Origin of the sequence: Pseudomonas sp. LAP_36 (assembly GCF_019456785.1) — a bacterium.
Classification (GTDB): Bacteria; Pseudomonadota; Gammaproteobacteria; order Pseudomonadales; family Pseudomonadaceae; genus Aquipseudomonas; species Aquipseudomonas tritici.
Genome location: NZ_JAHZMS010000004.1, coordinates 351,051 through 371,607, shown reverse-complemented (window position 1 = coordinate 371,607; position 20,557 = coordinate 351,051). Strand labels below are relative to the sequence as shown.

General features: G+C 59.2%; 18 protein-coding genes. 3 read left to right on the top strand and 15 right to left on the bottom strand.

Features of this window, described 5'->3' with window-relative positions; translation table 11 throughout:
• Positions 1 to 198: 198 nt before the first annotated feature.
• The 15 genes from JBO08_RS16450 to JBO08_RS16380 all read right to left on the bottom strand — a co-directional run bounded on the left by JBO08_RS16450 (position 199) and on the right by JBO08_RS16380 (position 17,815).
• On the bottom strand, positions 199 to 1,674 hold the full coding sequence (locus tag JBO08_RS16450; RefSeq protein ID WP_049712146.1) for a sigma-54 dependent transcriptional regulator: 1,476 nt from the start codon (positions 1,672 to 1,674) through the stop codon (positions 199 to 201).
• Positions 1,675 to 1,843: 169 nt separating this feature from the next.
• Positions 1,844 to 2,140 (bottom strand): flagellar assembly protein FliT, encoded by a 297-nt coding sequence (locus JBO08_RS16445; RefSeq protein WP_065873751.1) that lies wholly within the window; start codon positions 2,138 to 2,140, stop codon positions 1,844 to 1,846.
• 25 nt (positions 2,141 to 2,165) lie between these two features.
• Positions 2,166 to 2,570, bottom strand: coding sequence for a flagellar export chaperone FliS (gene fliS / locus JBO08_RS16440; RefSeq protein ID WP_065873752.1), 405 nt, complete (start codon positions 2,568 to 2,570; stop codon positions 2,166 to 2,168).
• Between the two features lie 140 nt (positions 2,571 to 2,710).
• Entirely contained in the window at positions 2,711 to 4,114 is a 1,404-nt protein-coding gene (gene fliD, locus JBO08_RS16435; protein ID WP_065873753.1) for a flagellar filament capping protein FliD, read from the bottom strand.
• An 80-nt stretch (positions 4,115 to 4,194) separates the two neighbouring features.
• Positions 4,195 to 4,545: a flagellar protein FlaG gene (locus tag JBO08_RS16430; protein WP_049712143.1), complete on the bottom strand. Its 351-nt coding sequence runs from the start codon at positions 4,543 to 4,545 to the stop codon at positions 4,195 to 4,197.
• 73 nt (positions 4,546 to 4,618) lie between these two features.
• On the bottom strand, positions 4,619 to 6,043 hold the full coding sequence (locus tag JBO08_RS16425) for a flagellin (protein WP_065873754.1): 1,425 nt from the start codon (positions 6,041 to 6,043) through the stop codon (positions 4,619 to 4,621).
• 265 nt (positions 6,044 to 6,308) lie between these two features.
• The gene (locus tag JBO08_RS16420) at positions 6,309 to 7,238 is read right to left on the bottom strand and encodes a ketoacyl-ACP synthase III (RefSeq protein ID WP_015885203.1); all 930 of its coding nucleotides are present in this window, start codon (positions 7,236 to 7,238) and stop codon (positions 6,309 to 6,311) included.
• A 276-nt stretch (positions 7,239 to 7,514) separates the two neighbouring features.
• A complete protein-coding gene (locus JBO08_RS16415) occupies positions 7,515 to 9,143 on the bottom strand; it encodes a flagellar hook-associated protein 3 (protein WP_065910394.1) in 1,629 nt (542 codons plus the stop codon).
• A 14-nt stretch (positions 9,144 to 9,157) separates the two neighbouring features.
• Positions 9,158 to 11,206, bottom strand: a complete 2,049-nt coding sequence (gene flgK, locus JBO08_RS16410) for a flagellar hook-associated protein FlgK (protein ID WP_065881163.1) — start codon at positions 11,204 to 11,206, stop codon at positions 9,158 to 9,160.
• 10 nt (positions 11,207 to 11,216) lie between these two features.
• A complete protein-coding gene (gene flgJ, locus JBO08_RS16405; RefSeq protein ID WP_065881165.1) occupies positions 11,217 to 12,488 on the bottom strand; it encodes a flagellar assembly peptidoglycan hydrolase FlgJ in 1,272 nt (423 codons plus the stop codon).
• A 4-nt stretch (positions 12,489 to 12,492) separates the two neighbouring features.
• Positions 12,493 to 13,581, bottom strand: coding sequence for a flagellar basal body P-ring protein FlgI (locus JBO08_RS16400; RefSeq protein ID WP_175402991.1), 1,089 nt, complete (start codon positions 13,579 to 13,581; stop codon positions 12,493 to 12,495).
• Between the two features lie 27 nt (positions 13,582 to 13,608).
• Positions 13,609 to 14,304, bottom strand: a complete 696-nt coding sequence (gene flgH / locus JBO08_RS16395) for a flagellar basal body L-ring protein FlgH (protein WP_010208725.1) — start codon at positions 14,302 to 14,304, stop codon at positions 13,609 to 13,611.
• A 53-nt stretch (positions 14,305 to 14,357) separates the two neighbouring features.
• Complete coding sequence (gene flgG, locus JBO08_RS16390) at positions 14,358 to 15,143, bottom strand: flagellar basal-body rod protein FlgG (RefSeq protein ID WP_065873759.1); 786 nt, start codon at positions 15,141 to 15,143, stop codon at positions 14,358 to 14,360.
• A 58-nt stretch (positions 15,144 to 15,201) separates the two neighbouring features.
• Positions 15,202 to 15,942 carry a flagellar basal body rod protein FlgF gene (locus tag JBO08_RS16385; protein WP_065873760.1) on the bottom strand — a complete coding sequence of 247 codons (741 nt, stop codon included), beginning with the start codon at positions 15,940 to 15,942 and terminating at the stop codon, positions 15,202 to 15,204.
• 307 nt (positions 15,943 to 16,249) lie between these two features.
• Positions 16,250 to 17,815, bottom strand: coding sequence for a sigma-54-dependent transcriptional regulator (locus tag JBO08_RS16380; RefSeq protein ID WP_065945451.1), 1,566 nt, complete (start codon positions 17,813 to 17,815; stop codon positions 16,250 to 16,252).
• 257 nt (positions 17,816 to 18,072) lie between these two features.
• On the opposite strand from JBO08_RS16380, the gene phhA reads away from it, so the two are divergent.
• The 3 genes from phhA (at position 18,073) to JBO08_RS16365 (ending at position 20,526) form a co-directional block, all read left to right on the top strand.
• Complete coding sequence (phhA, locus tag JBO08_RS16375; RefSeq protein ID WP_220074772.1) at positions 18,073 to 18,879, top strand: phenylalanine 4-monooxygenase; 807 nt, start codon at positions 18,073 to 18,075, stop codon at positions 18,877 to 18,879.
• Positions 18,880 to 18,976: 97 nt separating this feature from the next.
• A complete protein-coding gene (locus JBO08_RS16370; protein WP_010208721.1) occupies positions 18,977 to 19,333 on the top strand; it encodes a 4a-hydroxytetrahydrobiopterin dehydratase in 357 nt (118 codons plus the stop codon).
• Entirely contained in the window at positions 19,333 to 20,526 is a 1,194-nt protein-coding gene (locus JBO08_RS16365) for an amino acid aminotransferase (RefSeq protein WP_065873763.1), read from the top strand. Before JBO08_RS16370 ends, JBO08_RS16365 begins: the two co-directional genes overlap by 1 nt.
• The last annotated feature ends 31 nt before the right edge of the window (positions 20,527 to 20,557 follow it).

Sequence of the window (20,557 nt, the reverse complement as noted above, 5' to 3'; positions counted from 1 at the left end):
AAAAAACCAAGGTGCCCGGCCTCGCCAATACAGTTTCGTTTTGACGAGTGGCTGTTGCCGTCAGACAAGGCGCAGCGACGACTCATAGCTGGCTATGGGGAGGAGCTGCAACGCAGTATGACGGCAACAGACGCCGTCAAAAACGGAACAGTATTGGCGAGGCCGGACACCCAAAATCAGCGGCTTGAAAAACAGGCGTCAATCATCCGCCTGTTCATCACCTTCTTTGCGGCTCATACCGTACTTGCGCATCTTCTCCACCAGCGTGGTTCGACGGATACGCAGGCGCTCAGCGGCGCGGGCGACGATGCCGTTGGCATCGTCCAGGGCTTGTTGAATCAAGCCTTGTTCCAGGTTGCCGAGGTAGTCCTTCAGGTCCAGACCTTCAGGCGGCAACATGGCGGTGGAACCGAAGTCCGGAGTATGGCCGTTGATGGCTACGCGCTCTTCCATGTCGCTGCGCAGGCTGTCGACCAGTTGCTCGTCTTCGTCGTCGACGTAGCGGAATTTCTTCGGCAACTCGACCACGCCGATCACACCGTAGGGGTGCATGATCGCCATGCGCTCCACCAGGTTGGCCAGCTCGCGCACGTTACCCGGCCAGCCGTGGCGGCACAGGGACATGATTGCAGCGGAGTTGAACCGGATCGAGCCGCGCTTTTCGTGCTCCATGCGCGAGATCAGTTCGTTCATCAGCAACGGGATGTCTTCCACGCGCTCACGCAGCGGAGCCATCTCGATGGGGAATACGTTGAGGCGGTAGTACAGGTCTTCGCGGAAACTGCCGACCTCGATCATGCTTTCGAGGTTCTTGTGGGTGGCCGCGATGATGCGCACGTCGACGCTCTGGGTCTTGTTGCTGCCCACGCGCTCGAAGGTGCGCTCCTGCAACACGCGCAGCAGCTTGACCTGCATCGGCAGCGGCATATCGCCGATTTCATCAAGGAACAGGGTGCCGCCGTTGGCCAGCTCGAAACGCCCGGCACGGCTGGTGATCGCCCCGGTAAAGGCACCCTTCTCGTGGCCGAACAGTTCGCTTTCAAGCAACTCTGCCGGGATCGCCCCGCAGTTGACCGGCACAAAAGGCCCGTCGCGGCGTTTGGAGTGATAGTGCAGGTTGCGCGCGACCACCTCCTTGCCAGTGCCCGACTCGCCGAGGATCAACACGCTGGCGTCGGTATCGGCCACTTGCTGCATCATTTGGCGCACATGCTGGATGGCACGGCTGGTGCCGACCAGGCTGCGGAACAGGTTGGGTTCGCGATGGCGACCGCGCTCGCGCGCCTGGTCGTACATCTCACGATAAACCTGGGCACGGTGCAGGGAGTCCAGCAATTTGCTGTAGCTGGGCGGCATTTCCAGGGTGGAAAGCACGCGGCGGCGTTGGTCTTCTGGCAGATCGACAGAAGAAATATCGCCCATTAGCAACACAGGAAGGAACTCATCCCATGTGGACAGTGTCTTTAACAAGCCCAAAACAGCGCCAGGAGCGTTTACCGTCCCGATCAGCACGCATATGACTTCACGGCTCGACGACAATGAGCTGACCACCTGCTGCCAGTCATGGCTGCCGCAGGGCAAATTTTCTTCACCGAGAAAATTTAAAATCACCGCCAAGTCGCGGCGGCGGACGCTATCGTCATCGATCAGCAGAATTTTGGTTTCACGCCACATGCAATAGCAACTTCCCTAGTAAAACTTCCTGCCCGGTGTGAGGGCAATCGAGACGGCTGTAGGACTTCTTACTCTATAGACGTCTGAAATCTGAAAACAGCACTAGTTAAGTCAAAAAAGCTGGCACGGTCAAATTTATGACGCGCCGAATCGGATTAACTGCGCCTGTTCAGCCGAACAGATGGTAAACCTTTGACGCGTTTTTCGCTTGGTTGATCTGCGACATCTCTTCGAAAATCGCCTGGCGCTCGCCAGTCGTCACCTCGAGCAATTGCTGGTACACCGCCAGTAGGCTCTCAAGCTTTTCGCGCAACGCATCCTCATCTACCGGCGCTTCGTTGAGCACCTCATCGATCACGTGACGGCAGCCCAGGTCCAGTTCGCCGATGGCGTCCCAGTTACGGTCCGCCAGCGCGCCCATCAGCGCCTCACGGGTTTCATCAATGCGTTGCAGTGCTTGGCTCATGACGTGTTCCTCAAGGCCGATGGCCTTATTCTGCTGCTGCCTGTGGCGCCGCGATAGCGTCCCAGCCTTCTTTTACGGTGATCAGCAAACGCGCCACTTCGTCGATCATGTCGGCGTCGTTATGCAGGTTCGCTTCCATCAGTCGGTTGGTCATATATGCATACAAACTTTCCAACTGCTGGACGTAAGCCGGGTTATCACTCTTTGCTGCATCCAGGCCGTCACGCAGGCCGATCACGATATCAATCGCCTTGCCGAGCATCAGGCCCTTGGCCGCGATGTCGCCACGCGCCAGCGCGCCTTTGGCCTGCGCCATGCGGTCCAGACCGCCCTCCATCAGCATCTGCACCAGGCGATGTGGGCTGGCTTCGGAGATCTGAGCATGGGAATTGACCTTCTGGTATTGGCGAAGGGCTCTCATGGGATTCATGTTTCTACCTCGTGACAGGCGACAGCGGAAAGGATTTCAGTAACCAATATGTCGACTGGCTCGCAAAAAGCTTTAGCGCGAGTCGTCGTCTGATACAAAAAGGCCAGGCAGTTTGCCTGGCCTTCTTTATTTACTTGGAATCAATTATTGGTTTTTGGATTGTTCAACGCATTGAGCGTGGTCATGACGCTGGTGCTTTGCTGGCGCAATTGGGCGACCAGGGTGTCCATGGCGTTGTATTTGGCAGAGAGGCTGCTGGTGAGCAGGGTCATGCGCTCATCGAGCGTTGCCTGATCCTTGGACAGATCTTTCAACGTGTTCGACAAAGAAGCCGTGCGCGTAGCCAGTACGCCCGTGCTTGCCCTGGCGTAATCATCCGTCGCACTTTTCATCCGCGCCAGCATGCCGGTTTTGCCGGAAAACATGCTGCTGATGTCGGCTGCGTTGGTCTTGACCGCCGCGTCCCACTTTTTATCGTCCAGCGCCAGCATGCCGGTCGTCGAACTCGTACCCACGCCGAATTGAGCCAGGGACTTGAACGTACCGGTGCCAGACAGCTTGTTGAACTCGTTGCGGATAGCGTTCTGCAGCGCACGCATGCTGGAGTCGCCCGTCAGAGCCGCCGCCGTAGTGCTGCCATCGAGGTTGGTAGTGACCTTGGTCTCGGCGGTCATCGCAGTCATCAAGGCGTTGTAAGTATCGACAAAGCCCTTGACCCCGGATTTGAGGGCCGCGTTGTTTGTGCTGACCGTGATCAGCGTGGCGTTCCTCGGCGCATTTTCGGAATCGTCACCAGCCGTCACGGTAGCCGAGACCGAGACCAGCTTGATGTTCACCCCACTCAGGGCGCCTTCGATGCTGTTGGACTTGGAAACGGAATTGACCCCATCAATGCTGTATAGAGCATCCAACGGTTTATCAACGACCGTAGCGCCGACATCCAATCCCGAAGTCCCCGACAGCGTCAGGTCCGAGCCCGTCCCCATGGTGGTCGAGGTCAGGATCAACCGCGAACCATTGGCGTCGGTCTGGATGTTCGCACTCAACCCCGAAGTACCGAATTGGGTATTGATCGAGTCACGCACCTGCTGCAGGGTCGCACCAGCCGGGACGCTCAGGTCGTAGCCCTTGCCCGACTGCGTGATAGTTAACTTCGTCGGCTTATCAGTAGCGTTTACCACCGCATTGGCACCCGCGGAGAACGTTGTACTGGACAACTTGGACGCCTGGGCCAACTGACTCACGATCAAACGGAAACTACCGTTGGACGCCGTATTGCTCGCCGTCATGGTGGCGACCTTTTCATCCGAGGATGAACCCGTCAAGCCGGTGAAGCTGTTGCCGGTGGACATAGTGTCCAGGGCACCACGAAACGCATCCAGCGCTGCCTGAATCTTGCCGATCGAAGACAGCGTGGTGGTCGCCTTCTGGGACGCGGTATTGATCTGCGTCTGCTTGGGCACCTTTTCGGCGTCCACCAAGGACTTCACGATCGCTTGCGTATCGATGTTCGAACCGATACCACTTACCGTTGAACCCGCCATCATCTATCTCCTGTTCGGTGGCTGCCGTTATCTTGACTTATTACACCTCAAGACACGACAGCAACAAGTTTCATGCCAGCTCAGGCCTTGTCGTCAAACAACAGGTGGCTTGCGCTGGAAAGGTTCTGTGCCAGCTTCAGCGCCGTTTCCGACGGAATCTGACGGATCACTTCACCGCTGTCGGTGGCGATCACCTTGACCACCACACGATGGGTGGAGTCATCAATTGAAAAGTCCAGCTTGCGCTCGGACGCTTGTACGAATTCGCGAATATCGGTAACTGCTTTTTCCAGGTCCGCACGCTCAGGCTCTTTGCCTGTTGCCGGGGTTTCCTGGACTTTAGTGACGCTCTTGTCGGCGGCCACCTGCACAGGTGCGCCTTGAGGGGCAACCGGCGGATAAGACTGGTTCAGCTTTACACTCATGTCCATGTCCAATCTCCTCTAAACCGAAAAAACGGAAGGGCACTTAGCGCGCCCTTCCGTTAGTGACCAAGCGCTGGAGTTACTGAAGCAGCTTCAGTACAGCGGATGGCAGCTGGTTAGCCTGCGACAGAATCGCGGTGGAAGCCGATTGCAGGGTTTGTTGCTTGGTCAGCTCGGCGGTTTCGGAAGCGAAGTCGACGTCCTGAACGGTGGAGCGTGCAGCGGTGGAGTTCTTCTGAATGTTCTGCAGGTTGTCTGCAGTAGTAGTCAGACGGTTCTGGGTAGCACCCAGGCCCGAACGAACACCGTCGATGGTGCCGATGGCTTTGTCGATGACAGCCAGGGCGTTCTGGGCCTTGGTGGCGTCGGTCACGTCGGTTTGAGCAACGGTGGTCTTGGTCGCAGCTGCTTCGGTAGCAGCACCGGCCGCGAACAGACCAGCAACACCAGCACCACTCAGGGAGTAGCCTTTGGCGGAGTCCAGCGACACTTGACCGGTAACGATCAGGGCGTCCGCCAAGGCAACTGCAGTACCGTAAGCACCAGCACCATCTTTAGCAGCAACAGTCACCGAACCTGGAGCAGTCGAACCGCTGACCACGATGTTCTCACCGGTGTCGGACTTGACTTCCAGAGTCTTTTTGGTTTCGTCGAAGCTGACGCTGATACCCAGTTTGGCGGCGTTGGATTTCAGCTGGTCGGCCAGGCCGGCTTGGGTGGTAACGCCCTTGAACTCAACGGCAGCGCCGCCAACGGTCAGGGTGAACGAAGCAGGAGTAGTAGTGGCAGCCGCTTCGTCTACAGTGAACTTGGCTTCGGTGCTGGCAGTTGCAGTCAGGCCACCGATGAGGCCGTTCAGGTTGCTGGCGATGGTTTTAGCCGAGTCGCCGGCACCAGCAGTGTAGGTACCGGTCTGGCCGTTACCAGTGACGTTGATCGCGCCGGCAACAGTACCGGTACCTGGAGCGATGGCAACGCTTTTCAGCTGCTGGGAGCCGATGTTGTTGGCCGAAACGTTTTCCAGGCTCAGGTTGATGGTTTCGTTAGCGTTTGCGCCAACCTGGATGGCTTTGGTACCGTACGAACCGTCCAGCAACTTCTGGCCACCGAAGGTGGTAGTAGTGGAGATACGGGTCAGTTCCGAAGTCAGAGCCTGGTATTCGTCGTTGTTCGACTTACGGTCGTCAGGGCTGAGGGAACCAGTTGCCGAGGACAGAGCCAGGGTACGCATTTTTTGCAGGATGTCGGTCGAAGCCTGCATCGCGCCTTCAGCGGTCTGAGCGATCGAGATACCGTCGTTCACGTTCTTGACTGCTTGGCCCAGGCCATTGATTTGGCTGGTCAGGCGGTTAGCGATCTGCAGGCCGGCAGCGTCGTCTTTAGCGCTGTTGATACGCAGGCCGGAAGACAGGCGCTGCATGGAAGTGGCCAGGGCGCCGCCGGCTTTGTTCAGGTTGCCCTGAGTAGTGATCGAAGCAATGTTGGTGTTTACTGTTAAAGCCATGACGAAATCCTCGTTGGATGGATACTGCGGCTTCCGGCCCTGGCAACCGCCGGGTGTGGCCTGAGAACCTACGTAATAGTTATCGTCGTGGTAGCCGGATGCTTGAGGATTTTTTTGAAATTATTTAATGGCGTCGTGCCACCCCTTGTAATTCAAGGGTTTACGCAGGCTCGAAACCCAGATTTCATTAGGTTTTCTGGCGCCAAATAAAAAACGCCGATGATCTTTCGATTATCGGCGTTTTTTTATTGAAGCTATTTAAGCATCACGGACGATAGAGAATCGCCGAACCCCACGACAGGCCCACACCAAAACCACTGATGGCCACGCGCTTCCAGGTGGCGTCCATCACGTGTTTTTCCAGCAGCAACGGAATGCTCGATGAAACGGTGTTGCCGGTCTCGACCATGTCCTTGATGAACTTGTCCACCGGGGCGTCTTCAAAACGGCGCGCCACGGCGTCGACAATGGCCGCACTGCCCTGGTGAATGCAGAAGGCATCAATCTCGTCAGCCTTGAGATCCGACTCGTTGAGCAGCTCGTGCAAATGCGCCGGCACTTTAAGCAGCGCGAAGTTGAACACCTGGCGGCCATTCATAAAGAACACGCCGTCGCTGACCTTAAGGTGCGGTGCGCCGGAACCGTCGGTGCCGAACTTGGACTTGCCGAGCAACCACGGCGCGTCTTCGCCCATCCAGGTGGCGGTGGCAGCATCGCCGAACAGCATGGTGGTGTTGCGGTCTTCCGGGTCGACGATCTTCGAGTACGGGTCGGCGGTGATCAGCAGGCCGTTTTTCAGGCCCGTGGCTTCCATGAAGCCTTTCATCGCATAGATGCCATACACGTAGCCGGAGCAGCCCAGGGAAATATCGAACGCCGCGACGTGAGTCGGCAGGCCGAGTTTGTCCTGGACGATGGCGGCGGTGTGGGGCAAGCCCTCTTCATCACCGTTCTGGGTCACGACGATCAGTGCGTCGATGGACTCGCGCTTCAAATCCGGGTTGTTGGCAAACAAAGCGTTGACCGCTTCGACACACAGGTCAGACGTTTCCTGCGCGGCATCCTTGCGCGGCAAAAACGCCGAACCGATCTTGCCAATGATGAACTCTTCATCCTTGGCGAATTTGGCACCCTGGGCGTAGTTATCGATCCCGTCTGCCGGCACGTAACTGGCGATGCTTTTTATGCCAATCATTGTGGCTTCCCAATACTAAATAGCTGGAGAACACCCCTGGGACTGCGCCCGGAGTGCTGACAATAAAGGGGATAACCCCATAAAAATCTCGCTGAAAGCCGCCCCGCAAGGACCCTGTGACGACTTATCCTTTTCACACGATACAGTGAAGATGCGCTTTATGACTCACAGGTCACTCAATTTTGTGTGCTTTGTGCAAAACCTTCAAACAATTAAACCCCATAAACGACAACGGCCCGCCCTGTTTCCAGAGCGGGCCGCTTGGCGTTACGCCACTTACATCTTGTTGAAGAGGCTCAACTGCGAGACTTTTACAAACGCCAGCTGTGAGGCTTCCAGCATGGTTTGCTGCAGGGTCAGGTTGATCGCGGCTTCGCCCATGTCGATATTGGCAAGTGCACTCATGGTGGTGGTGTTGGCCAGGCCGATACTGGCGTTTGCGTCGGATTGCACATCGAGCGCGTTTTCGCGCGCACCAATCGAGCCGATCACATTGCCCAGTTGGGTAGTCGAGTTATCCAGGTTACTGACTGCGGCGTTCAGCGCATCCTGAAGCTTCACGCGCGCGCCCGGAATACCGTCAGCCGGTTTTTCCAGCGCTTGGCGCAGCTGACTCAACGTGTCGAGGGCGTTCTGGGTTTTTTGAGTGCTGGCACCGGCTGAAAACTGGTCACCGACCGCAGGCGCACTGCTCAGACCGAAGGTAACACCCGCTGCGGTGATCGAATTCGGTGTGGTCGTCGTGTCTATCACGCCCGAGTCAATCGCCTTGCTGTTCGTGCTATACGGCTGCGCAAATACCTGGAAGGCCGTAGGGTCGGTGTCACTGAACTTGATCAGCACCCCGCTATTGCCGGGAAAGGTACTGGCATAGTCTGTCGCACTGCTGACGTTGCCATTAGTCAGTTGTGCCACCGACTGGTTGCTTGCGGTACGCGAAACGCTGAACGTATCCGGTTTGGCAGCCAGGCTGAACTCGCGGCCCTTGACCAACGCATCGGCATTCGGCCCGGTGGCAGTGTCGGTAAGGTCGATGGTGATGTCGAACTTAACCCCGCGAAGGTTCACGCTGCCGCTGCCTTCCTTGGTGGAATCGAACGTGCCATTACCCGCAATCTCTGAGGTAATGTCATTGTTGTCCTTGTCCGTCACCGTGTACTGGGTGCTGCTGGTGAAGGTGAGCTTATACGGCTGGCCGTCGGCAAACTGCTTGGTGTAATCGACGCCCGAGGTCACCAGGCCGGCCGAGATCGCTACCTTCTTGTCATCGACCAGCGGCGGAGAAATCGCTGGCGGCAGCGGCGCGGTCGCAGGTGCAATGTAGGTAGATTGGGTGCGGCTGCTGTTGGCCGCGCCTTCCAGAATGGTTTTGCCGGTATCGCCCGTGCGCACAGTGAGCGTCTCGGAAACCTGCAGGCTCAGTTCGTTTTCGTCGCCCTGGTAGCTGTAGGTGCCATCGCTGTTGCGCGAATACGGTGGTGTTTGGGTCTTGGAGCCGGAGAACAAGTAATTGCCCGCCGCGTCCTTGCTGTTGAGCAAACCCAATACCTGCTCTTCCAGGGCCCCCACTTCGACCGAGATGGACTTGCGATCAGCATCGCTGGTCACACCGCCAGCCCGCAGGGCCAGTTGCTTGCCAGCCTGCATCGCCTTGTCGAGCGCATCCAGGATGCTCTGCTCGTTGGTCAGCGAACTTTTCAGGGAGCTGATATTGCCGCTGGACTGCGCCAGCATATCTTTCTGCTGCTGCAACATCAGCAAACGCTGCGCGGCCACCGGATCATCCCCAGCGGTCTGTACACGCACGCCGGAACTCGCCTGCTCCTGGGCCTTAACCACGCTGGAATAATTGTTCTGATACTTGCTCGCACTGGTGTCGAAATACTGCTGTGTAGAAATGCGCATCGTCCCAGACTCCCTTAAAGACTATTAATCAGCGTGCTGAAGGTTTCTTGCGCAGCCTTGATGATCTGCGACGACGCTGTGTAGTACTGCTGGAACTTGATCATGTCGCCCGCCTCTTCGTCCAGGTTGACCTGGGACACGGAGTTGCGCGCATTCTTGTTAGCCGTCAACAACGCATTGGTGGCGCTAGTGTCAGTGCTGGCCGCAGCGGCCTTGGCGCCAACGGTGGACACCAACTTACTGTTGGCCCCGACCAGGCTGGTGCCGCCGGTGCCATCTGTCGCCACGCCCACGGTGGCCTTGGTTTGCAGATTCAGCAGTTGCTGGGCATTGCGGTTGTCGGATACGCCCGTGGCGTTAAACGAAAAGGTGGTGCTGTCGCCATCGGTTGGCGAGCCCGCAACCGTGGTGTCAAAGCCAAAACTCTTGGCCGGCACAACCAGGGCACCGCTGGCATCACGCATCGGCACGTTGACGGTGATTTTATTGGCCTGCCCCGGAATGATGGTCCCCGAACCGATAGGATCGCCCTTGGCGTCGTTAAGGGTATAGCTCTGAGTGCCATCAGCCGCCGGCTTGCCGAACACCATCTTCACCGGCATCGAATTTTCAATGCCAACGCGCAGTTGCGCGGTAGTGGCGCCACCCTGGATGTCCAAGGGCAGGGTCAGGGTCGGCGGTGTGAAGCTACCGGTGCCCTGGTTGGTTTTGCTGGCCTCCCCTTTCAGCGGCGCGGCAAACGCAATCTTGCTCGGGTCGTTGAGGACAGTACCGATATCCTGGGCGCCACTGGCGGTCGGGCTGACTTTAAAGCTGTCACCCGCCTGCATCGGTCCGTTCTTGAGTTCCAGGGTAAAACCATCGATCACCGAGGGCGGTGTGGCCGTGATATCAAACGTGCCCATGGCTTTGCCATCAGAGCGCTCGACGGTGATTTTGTTGAGATCGGCAGGGTCGCTGAAGGTGACCTTGTAATCGAAGTTGGTCAGCTTGCTGGTGTCCTTGATCGTAACACCCAGGCTACCAACGCCCTGATTGCCTTGAGCGGAAAGGCTACGCAGCGCGACAGACGCAGCGCTGTTGATGTCCTTGAACATCGACGAGCCGAATTCGCCGTTCAGGTCGATGCCCTGGCCCAGCTGGCTGTTGATCGTATCGGCAGTGACGATAGCAATGCGACCCAGGTCATTGATGGCCGGCATCAACACATCGCTGCGATAGCGCAGCAAGCCGCCGATGCTGCCACCACTGATCACATTGCCCAGGTCCATCGCCGTCCCGCCAGACGCATTCATCTGAATCGTGTACTGGCTGGTGTCGCTCTTGCTCGGTACGGCGGAAAGGGTGTTGGACCGATCGCCCAGCACCAGGGACTGGCCAGTACCGGTGCTGACGCTGAACACACCGTTCTTCTCGCTGGCGTTCACGCCGATCAACTCATTGAGCGAACGTACGGCTTCGGCGCGCGCGTCCAGCAGGTTGGCCGGGGTGGTGTTCGAAGACCCCTGCACCTGGGTGATCTGCTTGTTGAGCGAAGCAATCGACGAAGTCAGCTGGTTGACCTGATCGGTCAGGGAGGTCAGCTGGCTGTTAATGGTTTCTTTCTGCTGGCTCAACTGGCTGGAGATCGAGTTGAAGCGGTTGCTCAATGTCTGGGCGCTCGTCAGCAGTATTTGGCGAGCCGAGGTATCGCTCGGGTTGGCCGAGGCGGTCTGAACAGCGGCAAAGAACGAGCTGAGTACGGACGACATGCCCGTCGTCTTATCCGACAACGTCTTGTCCACGGCGCTCACTTGATCCAGGTAAGCCTTGGCATCGCTGTTGAGCGAGGTGCTGTTCTGGTACGCCGTGTCCAGGTATTCGTTGTACACCCGGCGCACGTCGGCCAGGGTCGTGCCGCTGCCGATGAATACGCCGCCATACTGGTTCGACGCATTCGCGCTCTGGGTAGTCTGCTGACGCGAATAGCCCGCCGTGTTGGCGTTGGCAATGTTGTTACTCAAGACCGACAACGATCCTTGAGCAGCGTTAAGCCCCGACATCCCGATATTGAGCAAACTCATGGTTCAGACCTTATAAATGTGTGGTTGCGCCAGCGGCAGCGTAGTTCTGGTAACTGTCCATCGTTTTGGCGATCTGCGAAATCTTGCTGGCGTAGGCCGGGTCAGTTGCGTAACCGGCTTTTTGCAACTCGCGTACAAACTGTTCCGGGTTGTCGGCCGACTTCACAACTTCTTTATAGCGATCATTGCTTTGCAGCAATGTCACCAGGTCATGGAAGCTGTCCTGGTAAGAGTTGTAGGAACGGAACTGCGCCGTTTCCTTGACCATTGCCCCATCACGGAACTCACTGGTGATCGCACGCGCCTGGCCGCCCTGCCAACTCTGGCCAGCCTTGATGCCGAACAGGTTATGGCTGCTGCTGCCATCTTCGGCGCGCATCACCGATTTACCCCAACCGGTTTCCAGGGCGGCCTGGGCCACCAGGTACTTCGGATCGACACCAATGCGCGCGGCGGCCGCCTTGGCCATTGGCAACATGGTCGCGACAAATTCATCCTGCGAACTGAAGGCCTTCTTCGCCGGCGCCAACGGTGGCTGGGCCACGGCACGGCCGTAGACCTGCATGCGGTCGCCGGGCACCGCGAACGTGCGCGCCGTGCTGTTCACCACGTTGTCATCGGCCGCGCTGTTACGCAGTGGCGCGCTTTTGGCATCAATAGCAACCGGCGCGTTCGGCACAATGCCGGCGAGCAAGCGATCAGTCAGCTTGCTCGGCAAGGCAATCCGGCGCTGGTTCATCAATTCCATGTCATTACTGTGCGATGCAGCAGCGCCAGCCTGTGGCTCAGCCACGCGGTAAGCCCACAGCGGACGCTGGCCGTTGGAACGCCCCAACGGACCTTCGGCCTGGGTGCCGGCGGCAATTTCCGTCGGCACGTTGACCTTCTTGGCAGCCTCAGCCGCCGCCGGGCCCTGCAGGGTGGCGGCCTGGGCCTCCACCGGTTTGTTCTTCTGCATCTGGCGCATCAGCACATCGGCCAGGCCGATACCCCCGCCTTCGCGGGACATCGAGACCGCCAGTTGCTGGTCGTACATTTCCTGGTATTGCTTGGCGGCCGGCGTGTTCAGCGGGTTGTCCTTACCCAACGCCTCGGTGGCCGAACGCATGGACTTGAGCATCTCGCTCAAAAACAGCGACTCAAACTCCTGCGCGACCTTGCGCATGTTGCCTTCGCTGTTCTTGTCGTCGCCGACCTTGAGCTGGTTAAGCCGGTTCAAGTCGGAGTAAGACCCCGAGTCCGCCGTGCTGCTGATACCGCTCTTGCGCATGTCCATGACCATGGCCTCAGATCACGATCAGGTCGGCTTGCAGGGCGCCGGCCTGTTTCAGTGCTTCAAGGATCGCCATCAAGTCGCCCGGCGCCGCGCCCACCTGGTTCACCGCACGGACAATCTCATCCAGGGTGGTGCCGGGGCCGAACTTGAACATCGGCTTGGCTTCTTGCTGGGCGTTGACGCGTGAGCGTGGCACCACCGCCGTCTGGCCGTTGGACAAAGGCCCAGGCTGGCTGACGATAGGGTCTTCGGTGATGGTCACGGTCAGGCTGCCGTGGGTCACCGCTGCCGGAGACACCTTGACGTTCTGGCCGATCACGATGGTACCGGTCCGCGAGTTGATGATGACTTTGGCCACCGCCTGCCCTGGGTCCACTTCGAGGTTTTCCAGGATCGACAGGTAATCCACGCGTTGGCTTGGGTCCAGCGGCGCGGTGACGCGGATCGAGCCGCCGTCGATGGCCTGGGCGACGCCAGGGCCGAGCATGTCGTTGATCTTGTCGACCACGCGCTTGGCGGTGGTGAAGTCGGAGCGGTTGAGGTTCAGGGTCAGGCTGTTGCCCTGGTTGAAACCGCTCGGCACGGTGCGTTCAACCGTGGCGCCGCCCGGAATACGACCGGCCGATGGCACGTTGACGGTAATCTTCGAACCGTCGCGACCTTCAGCATCAAACCCGCCCACCACCAGGTTGCCCTGGGCGATGGCGTAGACGTTGCCGTCGATACCTTTCAAAGGCGTCATCAGCAAGGTGCCGCCGCGCAGGCTTTTCGAGTTACCGATGGACGAGACCGTAATGTCCACCACCTGGCCCGGCTTGGAGAACGCCGGCAAGTCCGCACTGATCGACACCGCCGCGACGTTTTTCAGTTGTACGTTGCCCGAACCCGCCGGCACCTTGATGCCGAACTGCGAGAGCATGTTGTTGAAGGTCTGCAGGGTGAACGGGGTCTGGGTGGTCTGGTCACCCGTACCACTGAGCCCCACCACCAGGCCGTAGCCGATCAACTGGTTGGAACGCACACCGGAAATGCTCGCGATGTCCTTCAGGCGTTCGGCCTGGGCGACAGCGCTTAAGCAAAGCAGGAGCGCGGCCGCCATCAGCTGTTTGAAGTTCAAAGTGGCCACCTAGAAAGGGAACAGCGGGCTAAGGAAGAAACGGTCGAACCAGCCCGGCTGGCTCGCATCGGCAAAGGCGCCCGTGCCGGAATACGTGATGCGTGCATCGGCAATCCGCGTGGACGGCACGGTGTTGTCGGTGGAGATATCATCGGCACGGACCATGCCGGCAATGCGCACCAGCTCGTCGCCGGTGTTGAGGGTCATCCACTTTTCACCGCGTACGGCGATGATGCCGTTGGGCAGTACATCGGCCACAGTCACGGTGATCGAACCGGTCAGGCTATTGCCCTGCCCCGCCGCGCTCTTGCCGTTGGTGGCACGGTCGCCGCTGTAGCCGGCGCTGAGGCTCAGGTCGCCATCACCCAATGGGTTGTTGACGTTGGGCACGGCGCCGAACAACGACGTCAGGCCGATGCCAGCCTTACTGGTCTTGCCGACTTGAGAGTTGGCGTTCTTGCTGGCCTGGGTGCGCTCGTTCAGGGTGATGGTGATGATGTCACCGACCCGGAATGCCTTGCGGTCGCTGTACAGGTTCTGTTCGAAGCCAGCCTGATAAATCGAGCCATTGTTGGCAGCCGCCGGCAACGGCGTGCGTGGCAACACCGGCGCGTAGTACGGGTCATTGGGTTTTGGCGTCGGGGCGACACAGCCCGCGAGCACGGCAATCCCACTCAATGCCAGAACAGAAACATAGCGATTCATGACCCTTACCTCACGGTGTTGCAGGCGCTCTCAAGAACGCCCCATAGACTTGATTACAGATTCTGCGTTACGAACGAAAGCATCTGGTCGGCGGTGGAGATCACCTTGGAGTTCATCTCGTAGGCGCGCTGGGTGGTGATCATGTTGACCATCTCCTCAACCGTGCTCACGTTGGACGTTTCCAGGGTGCTTTGCAGCGTGGTGCCGAAACCGTTCAGGCCAGGGGTGCCGATTTGCGGCGCGCCGCTGGCGGCGGTTTCCAGGAACAGGTTGTTACCCATGGCCTGCAGGCCGGCCGGGTTGATGAAGTCGGCGGTTTGCAGGTTGCCGATCACTTGCGAAGCCGGGTTACCGGCGACGGTGATGGACACGGTGCCGTCGTTGCCGACAGTGAACGTCTTGGCATCAGCCGGTACGACAACGGCTGGCTCCAGGGAGAAACCGTTGGCCGTCACGATCTGGCCGTTGGAATCCAGGTGGAAAGTACCGTCTCGGGTGTAGGAAGTGGTGCCGTCCGGTTGCAGTATCTGGAAGAAACCACGGCCGTTGATGGCCATGTCCAGCGGCTGGCCGGTCTGCTGCAGATTGCCGGCGCTGAAGTTCTTCTGGGTGCCGACGATCTGCACACCGGTACCCAGTTGCAGGCCCGACGGCAGTTCGCTGTCCTGGGTCGATTGGGCGCCTGGCTGCTTCTTGATCTGATAGAGCAAGTCCTGGAACTCGGCACGGTCACGTTTGAAACCCGTGGTCGACACGTTGGCCAAGTTGTTGGAAATGGTGGTCAGGTTGGTGTCCTGGGCGGACAGACCTGTTTTGGCAACCCATAGAGCCGGAAGCATGCTGTTCTCCTTCGTGCGCCTGTTTGTTGGCGCTGCGTTGCAAATTAATTAGGGGCTATCAGCTCATCTGCATGACGCGAGTCATGGCCTGATCGTCTTCTTTAGCGCTGTTCATCATCTTGATGTGCAGCTCGAACTGCTTGGAAAGCGCCAACACCGCTGTCATTTCTTCTACGGCATTGACGTTGCTCGCCTGCAGGAAGCCCGAGGTCAGCGTGACCCTCGCGTCGGCTTGAGCCGGCTGGCCATCCTTGGTGTGGATGGTGCCGTCCAGGCCTTTGCTCATGTTCTTCAGGTCCGGCTGGACCAGCTTGATGCGGTCCACTTCAGCCATCACACGCGGGCCTTCACCCATGGCGCGGATGCTGATGGTGCCGTCGGCACCCACTTCGATTTTCTGCTGGGGTGGCACGGCAATCGGGCCACCGTTGCCCATGATCGGCATGCCGTTGCCGGCCCGCAGCACGCCCAGTGCATCGACGTTCATGCTGGCACTGCGCACGTAGGCTTCGCCGCCATCCGGGGTTTGCACGGCCATCCAGCCATCGCCGCTGACGGCAACGTCCAGGTCTCGGCCGGTCTCAATCATCGCGCCAGGGGAGAAGTCGGTGCCTGGGCGCTCGGTCAAGGCAAACGCCCGCGCCGGAAAGCTGTCACCGAACACCGGCATCGAACGCGCCTGCTCCAGGTCACGCTGGAAACCATTGGTGGAAATGTTCGCCAGGTTGTTGGCATGGGCCTTCTGCGCCAGAGCATTCTGGCTGGCGCCGGTCATTGCCACATAAAGGTACTTGTCCACGCTCTTTCCTCTTTCTGACGGACGCTTGCCGCCCACCGCTGTACTGATGAGGCTTAAGCAATTTGCGAACCAACTTTTGAAAAGAGGCTCAAGTGCAGGCGGGGCGGGGGTTTGCGGCAAGGCGCGAGGATTTCAGGGTCGAGCGCGAGTCGAAAAAACGGCGGACTACTGCCGCCTGCGGCAAGGAGCCGTCTTATTGGCGACACAGATCAAATGTGGGAGCTGGCTTGCCTGCGATAGCGGAGTGTCCTTTTGCTCATCAGTGACTGAAGGACCGCAATCGCAGGCAAGCCAGCTCCCACAGGTTTTAACCGCGCTCAGCCTTGAGGATTTCGTAATCACGCAATTTATTGGCGATGGTGGTGTGCGATACCCCCAACCGCTTGCCCAACTGCCGACTGCTCGGGTGCTCGGCGTACAAACTTTCCAATACCGCCTTCTCAAACCGCCCGACGATGTCTTCCAAGCCGCCCTCCAGGGAAAAATCGCCAAGCGGCTGACGCACCCCGTAATCCGGCAACCGAATATGCTCCGCCTTGACCATCCCGCCCTCGCACAACGACACCGCCTGGAACAGCACGTTTTCCAATTGCCGTACGTTGCCTGGCCAGTGGTAGTGGCTCAGGCGATCCATCGCGGCGGGCGCCAACTTGGGCAATGGGCAGCCGATCTGCCGGCTCGCCTGGTCAAGGAAATGATCCACCAAGGGCGCCAGCCCATCGAGGCATTCGCGCAGCGGCGGGATGTGCAGGGACAGCACGTTGAGCCGGTGATAAAGGTCCTGGCGGAATTCGCCACGGGCGCACAGTTCAGACAAGTCCACTTGGGTAGCACAGATCACCCGCACATCCAGGTACACCTCTTCATCGCTGCCTACGCGGCGGAAGCAACCGTCCTGCAAAAAGCGCAGCAACTTCACCTGCAAGCGCGCGCTCATTTCCCCCACGCCGTCGAGAAACAGCGTACCGCCCGCCGTCAGCTCCAGCAGCCCCAGCTTGCCTTCGGCGCGTGCGCCTTCGAACGCGCCGGGGCCGTAGCCGAACAGCTCGGTCTCGGCCATGGACTCCGGCAGGCCGGCGCAGTTAAGCGCCATCAACGGCGATTGACCACGCGGGCTGGCCAGGTGACAGGCACGGGCCAGCAGTTCTTTGCCAGTGCCGGTTTCGCCTTCTATTAATAGAGGCGCATCCAGCGGCGCCATGCGTCGCGCTTCGCGAACCACGGCGGCCATGACCTTGGAACTCTGGAAGATGCTGTCAAAGCCGCGCAGCTCCTGCTTGCGCACGTTGTAGATGCGTTCACCGACGCGGTCGGCGCGGTGCAACGTCAGCACGGCGCCGGCCATGGCCTCGCTGTCATCATGTTCGGACGATTGCAGTGGCGCGATGTCCGCCAGGAACACGTCACCCTTGACCTTGACCCGCAGGCCGTTGATCCGCGATTTGCTCGCACGCACCAGCTCCGGTAAGTCGAAGTCCTCGGCATACCGTGACAGCGGAATCCCCGGCACTTCATCCACCCGCACCCCGAGCAACTGGGCCGCCGCACGGTTGGCGGCGACGATGGAACCGCCCATGTCGATCGACAGCACCGGAAACTCCAGGGCGCCGAGCAGCGCATTGAGTTCCATGTGCCGGCGCTCGCTGGGCATCAGCCCTACCCTTTTCACCCCAAACACGCCGGCAATCGCCTCGAACTGCGGGCGCAGCGCCTGGAACTGCATGTTCACCAGGTTCGGGCAGTACAGGTAAATGGCATTGCCATGCTCACCGCCGACCTCGCCCTTGGCGACGTTGACACCGTACTCCACCAACAGGTTGAGGATGTCCCGCAGGATGCCGATGCGGTTCTGGCAGTGCACTTTGATACGCATGAAAAGGCCCGAAAGTTGGGTAAGCGCCGCGTCTTTTTGTCGCTGGGCGCAGATAGTCGTCAAGATTATGTGACAGCTATGGGGGTTTTCCCAGCCCAACACAGCAGCAAACTCGACATCCGTAACGAATACTTTACGAAAAACGGTAAACTTTCCTACTCAGAGGCGTTTTAAACAGATGGAATCCCGGCGCGCGCGGGTTATCAATAGGCTCAACGCAGGACATAACAAGAACGAATGCCTAGCAGGAGAGCCGTATGAAGCAGACGCAGTACGTGGCCCGCGAGCCCGATGCGCAAGGTTTTATCCATTACCCGCCAGAAGAACACGCGGTGTGGAACACCCTGATCACTCGTCAATTGAAAGTGATTGAAGGGCGCGCCTGCCAGGAATACCTGGACGGCATCGACAAGCTCGGCCTGCCCCTGGACCGAATCCCGCAATTGGGCGAGATAAACAAGGTGCTGGCCGAAACCACCGGCTGGCAAGTCGCCCGCGTGCCGGCGCTGATTCCCTTCCAGACTTTCTTCGAATTGCTCGCCAACAAGCAGTTTCCGGTGGCGACCTTTATTCGCACCCGCGAAGAACTGGATTACCTGCAAGAGCCGGACATTTTCCACGAGATCTTTGGCCATTGCCCGCTGCTGACCAACCCCTGGTTTGCCGAATTCACCCATACCTACGGTAAGCTCGGCCTGGCGGCCACCAAGGAGCAACGGGTGTACCTGGCGCGCTTGTACTGGATGACCATCGAGTTTGGCCTGGTGGATACACCCGAAGGTCGGCGCATCTACGGTGGCGGTATTCTGTCGTCGCCCAAGGAAACGGTGTACAGCCTGTCTTCCGAGCCTGAACACCAAGCCTTCGATCCGCTGGAGTCCATGCGCACGCCGTATCGCATCGATATCCTGCAACCGCTGTACTTCGTGCTGCCAAACCTCAAGCGCCTGTTCGAAGTCGCGCAGGAAGACATCATGGGCATGGTTGAACGCGGGATGCAGCTGGGGCTGCATGCCCCGCTCTTCACCCCAAAGGCAGTCCCCCCGAAGCCCAAGGCTGCTTGAACCCTACATCTTAAGGCCAGGTGAGTCTGTTCCCTGGCCCCGCGTTGCTTTAGGGTAACGCTACTGACCTTCAAACATTCGAATTCAGGACACCTCCATGACCACCTTGAACCAAGCCCACTGCGAAGCCTGCCGCGCCGATGCCCCGCAAGTCAGCGATGAAGAACTGCCGGTGCTGCTCAAGCAGATCCCCGACTGGAACATCGAAGTCCGCGACGGCGTGATGCAGCTGGAAAAGGTTTTCCTGTTCAAGAACTTCAAATTTGCCCTGGCCTTCACCAACGCCATGGGTGAAATCTCCGAAGCCGAAGGCCATCACCCAGGCCTGCTCACCGAGTGGGGCAAAGTCACCGTGACCTGGTGGAGCCACTCCATCAAGGGCCTGCACCGCAACGACTTCATCATGGCCGCACGCACGGACGAAGTGGCCAAGGACGCCGAGGGCCGCAAGTAATGCATTTCGATGCCATTGGCCGCGTGCCCGGCGACCCGATCCTCGGGCTGATGGACCTGTATGCCCAGGACACCAACCCGAACAAATTCGACCTGGGCGTGGGCGTCTACAAGGATGACCAGGGACTGACGCCGATTCCACACTCGGTGAAGTTGGCCGAGCAGCGCCTGGTGGACACGCAAACCACCAAGACCTACATCGGCGGCCACGGTAATGCTGCGTTCGGCTCGCTGATCAGCGAACTGGTGCTCGGCGCAGAGTCGGCGCTGATCCGTGAACGCCGCGCCGGCGCCACCCAGACCCCAGGCGGCACCGGCGCCCTGCGCCTGAGCGCCGACTTCATCGCGCACAATCTGCCCGGCCGTGGCGTATGGCTGAGCAACCCGACCTGGCCGATCCACGAAACCATTTTCGCCAAGGCCGGGATTAAGGTCAGCCATTACCCATACGTGGGTGCAGACAACCGCCTGGATGTGGCGGCGATGCTCACTACCCTGTCCAGCGTGCCAGAGGGCGATGTGGTGCTGTTGCATGCCTGCTGCCACAACCCGACCGGTTTCGACTTGACCCAGGATGATTGGCGCCAGGTGCTGCAGATTGTGCGTGAGCGCCAGTTGCTGCCGCTGATCGACTTCGCCTATCAGGGCTTTGGCGATGGCCTGGAGCAGGACGCCTGGGCCGTGCGCCTATTTGCGGCCGAGCTGCCGGAAGTGTTGGTCACCAGTTCCTGCTCGAAGAATTTTGGCCTGTACAGCGACCGTGTGGGCGCGTTGATCGTGTGTGCGGCGGATGCCGAGAAGTTGACGGATGTGCGCAGCCAGCTTGCTAACACGGCACGCAATCTGTGGTCGACGCCGCCGGATCACGGCGCAGCCGTGGTGGCCACGATTCTGGGCGATGCCGAGCTGAAAAAGCGATGGAGCAATGAAGTCGAAGCCATGCGCTCGCGGATCGCCCACCTGCGATCCGGGCTGGTGGAGGCGTTGGCGCCCCACGGTTTATCGGAGCGGTTTGCCCATATCGGGGCACAGCGCGGGATGTTTTCCTATACCGGCTTGAGTGCCGAGCAGGTCAAGCAACTGCGGGAGAAGCACAGCGTGTACATGGTGAGTTCGGGGCGGGCTAACGTGGCGGGGATTGATGCGACGCGGTTGACGTTGCTGGCTCAAGCCATCGCCGACGTCTCCAACTGACGAAACCGAATCAGAACTGTGGGAGCTGGCT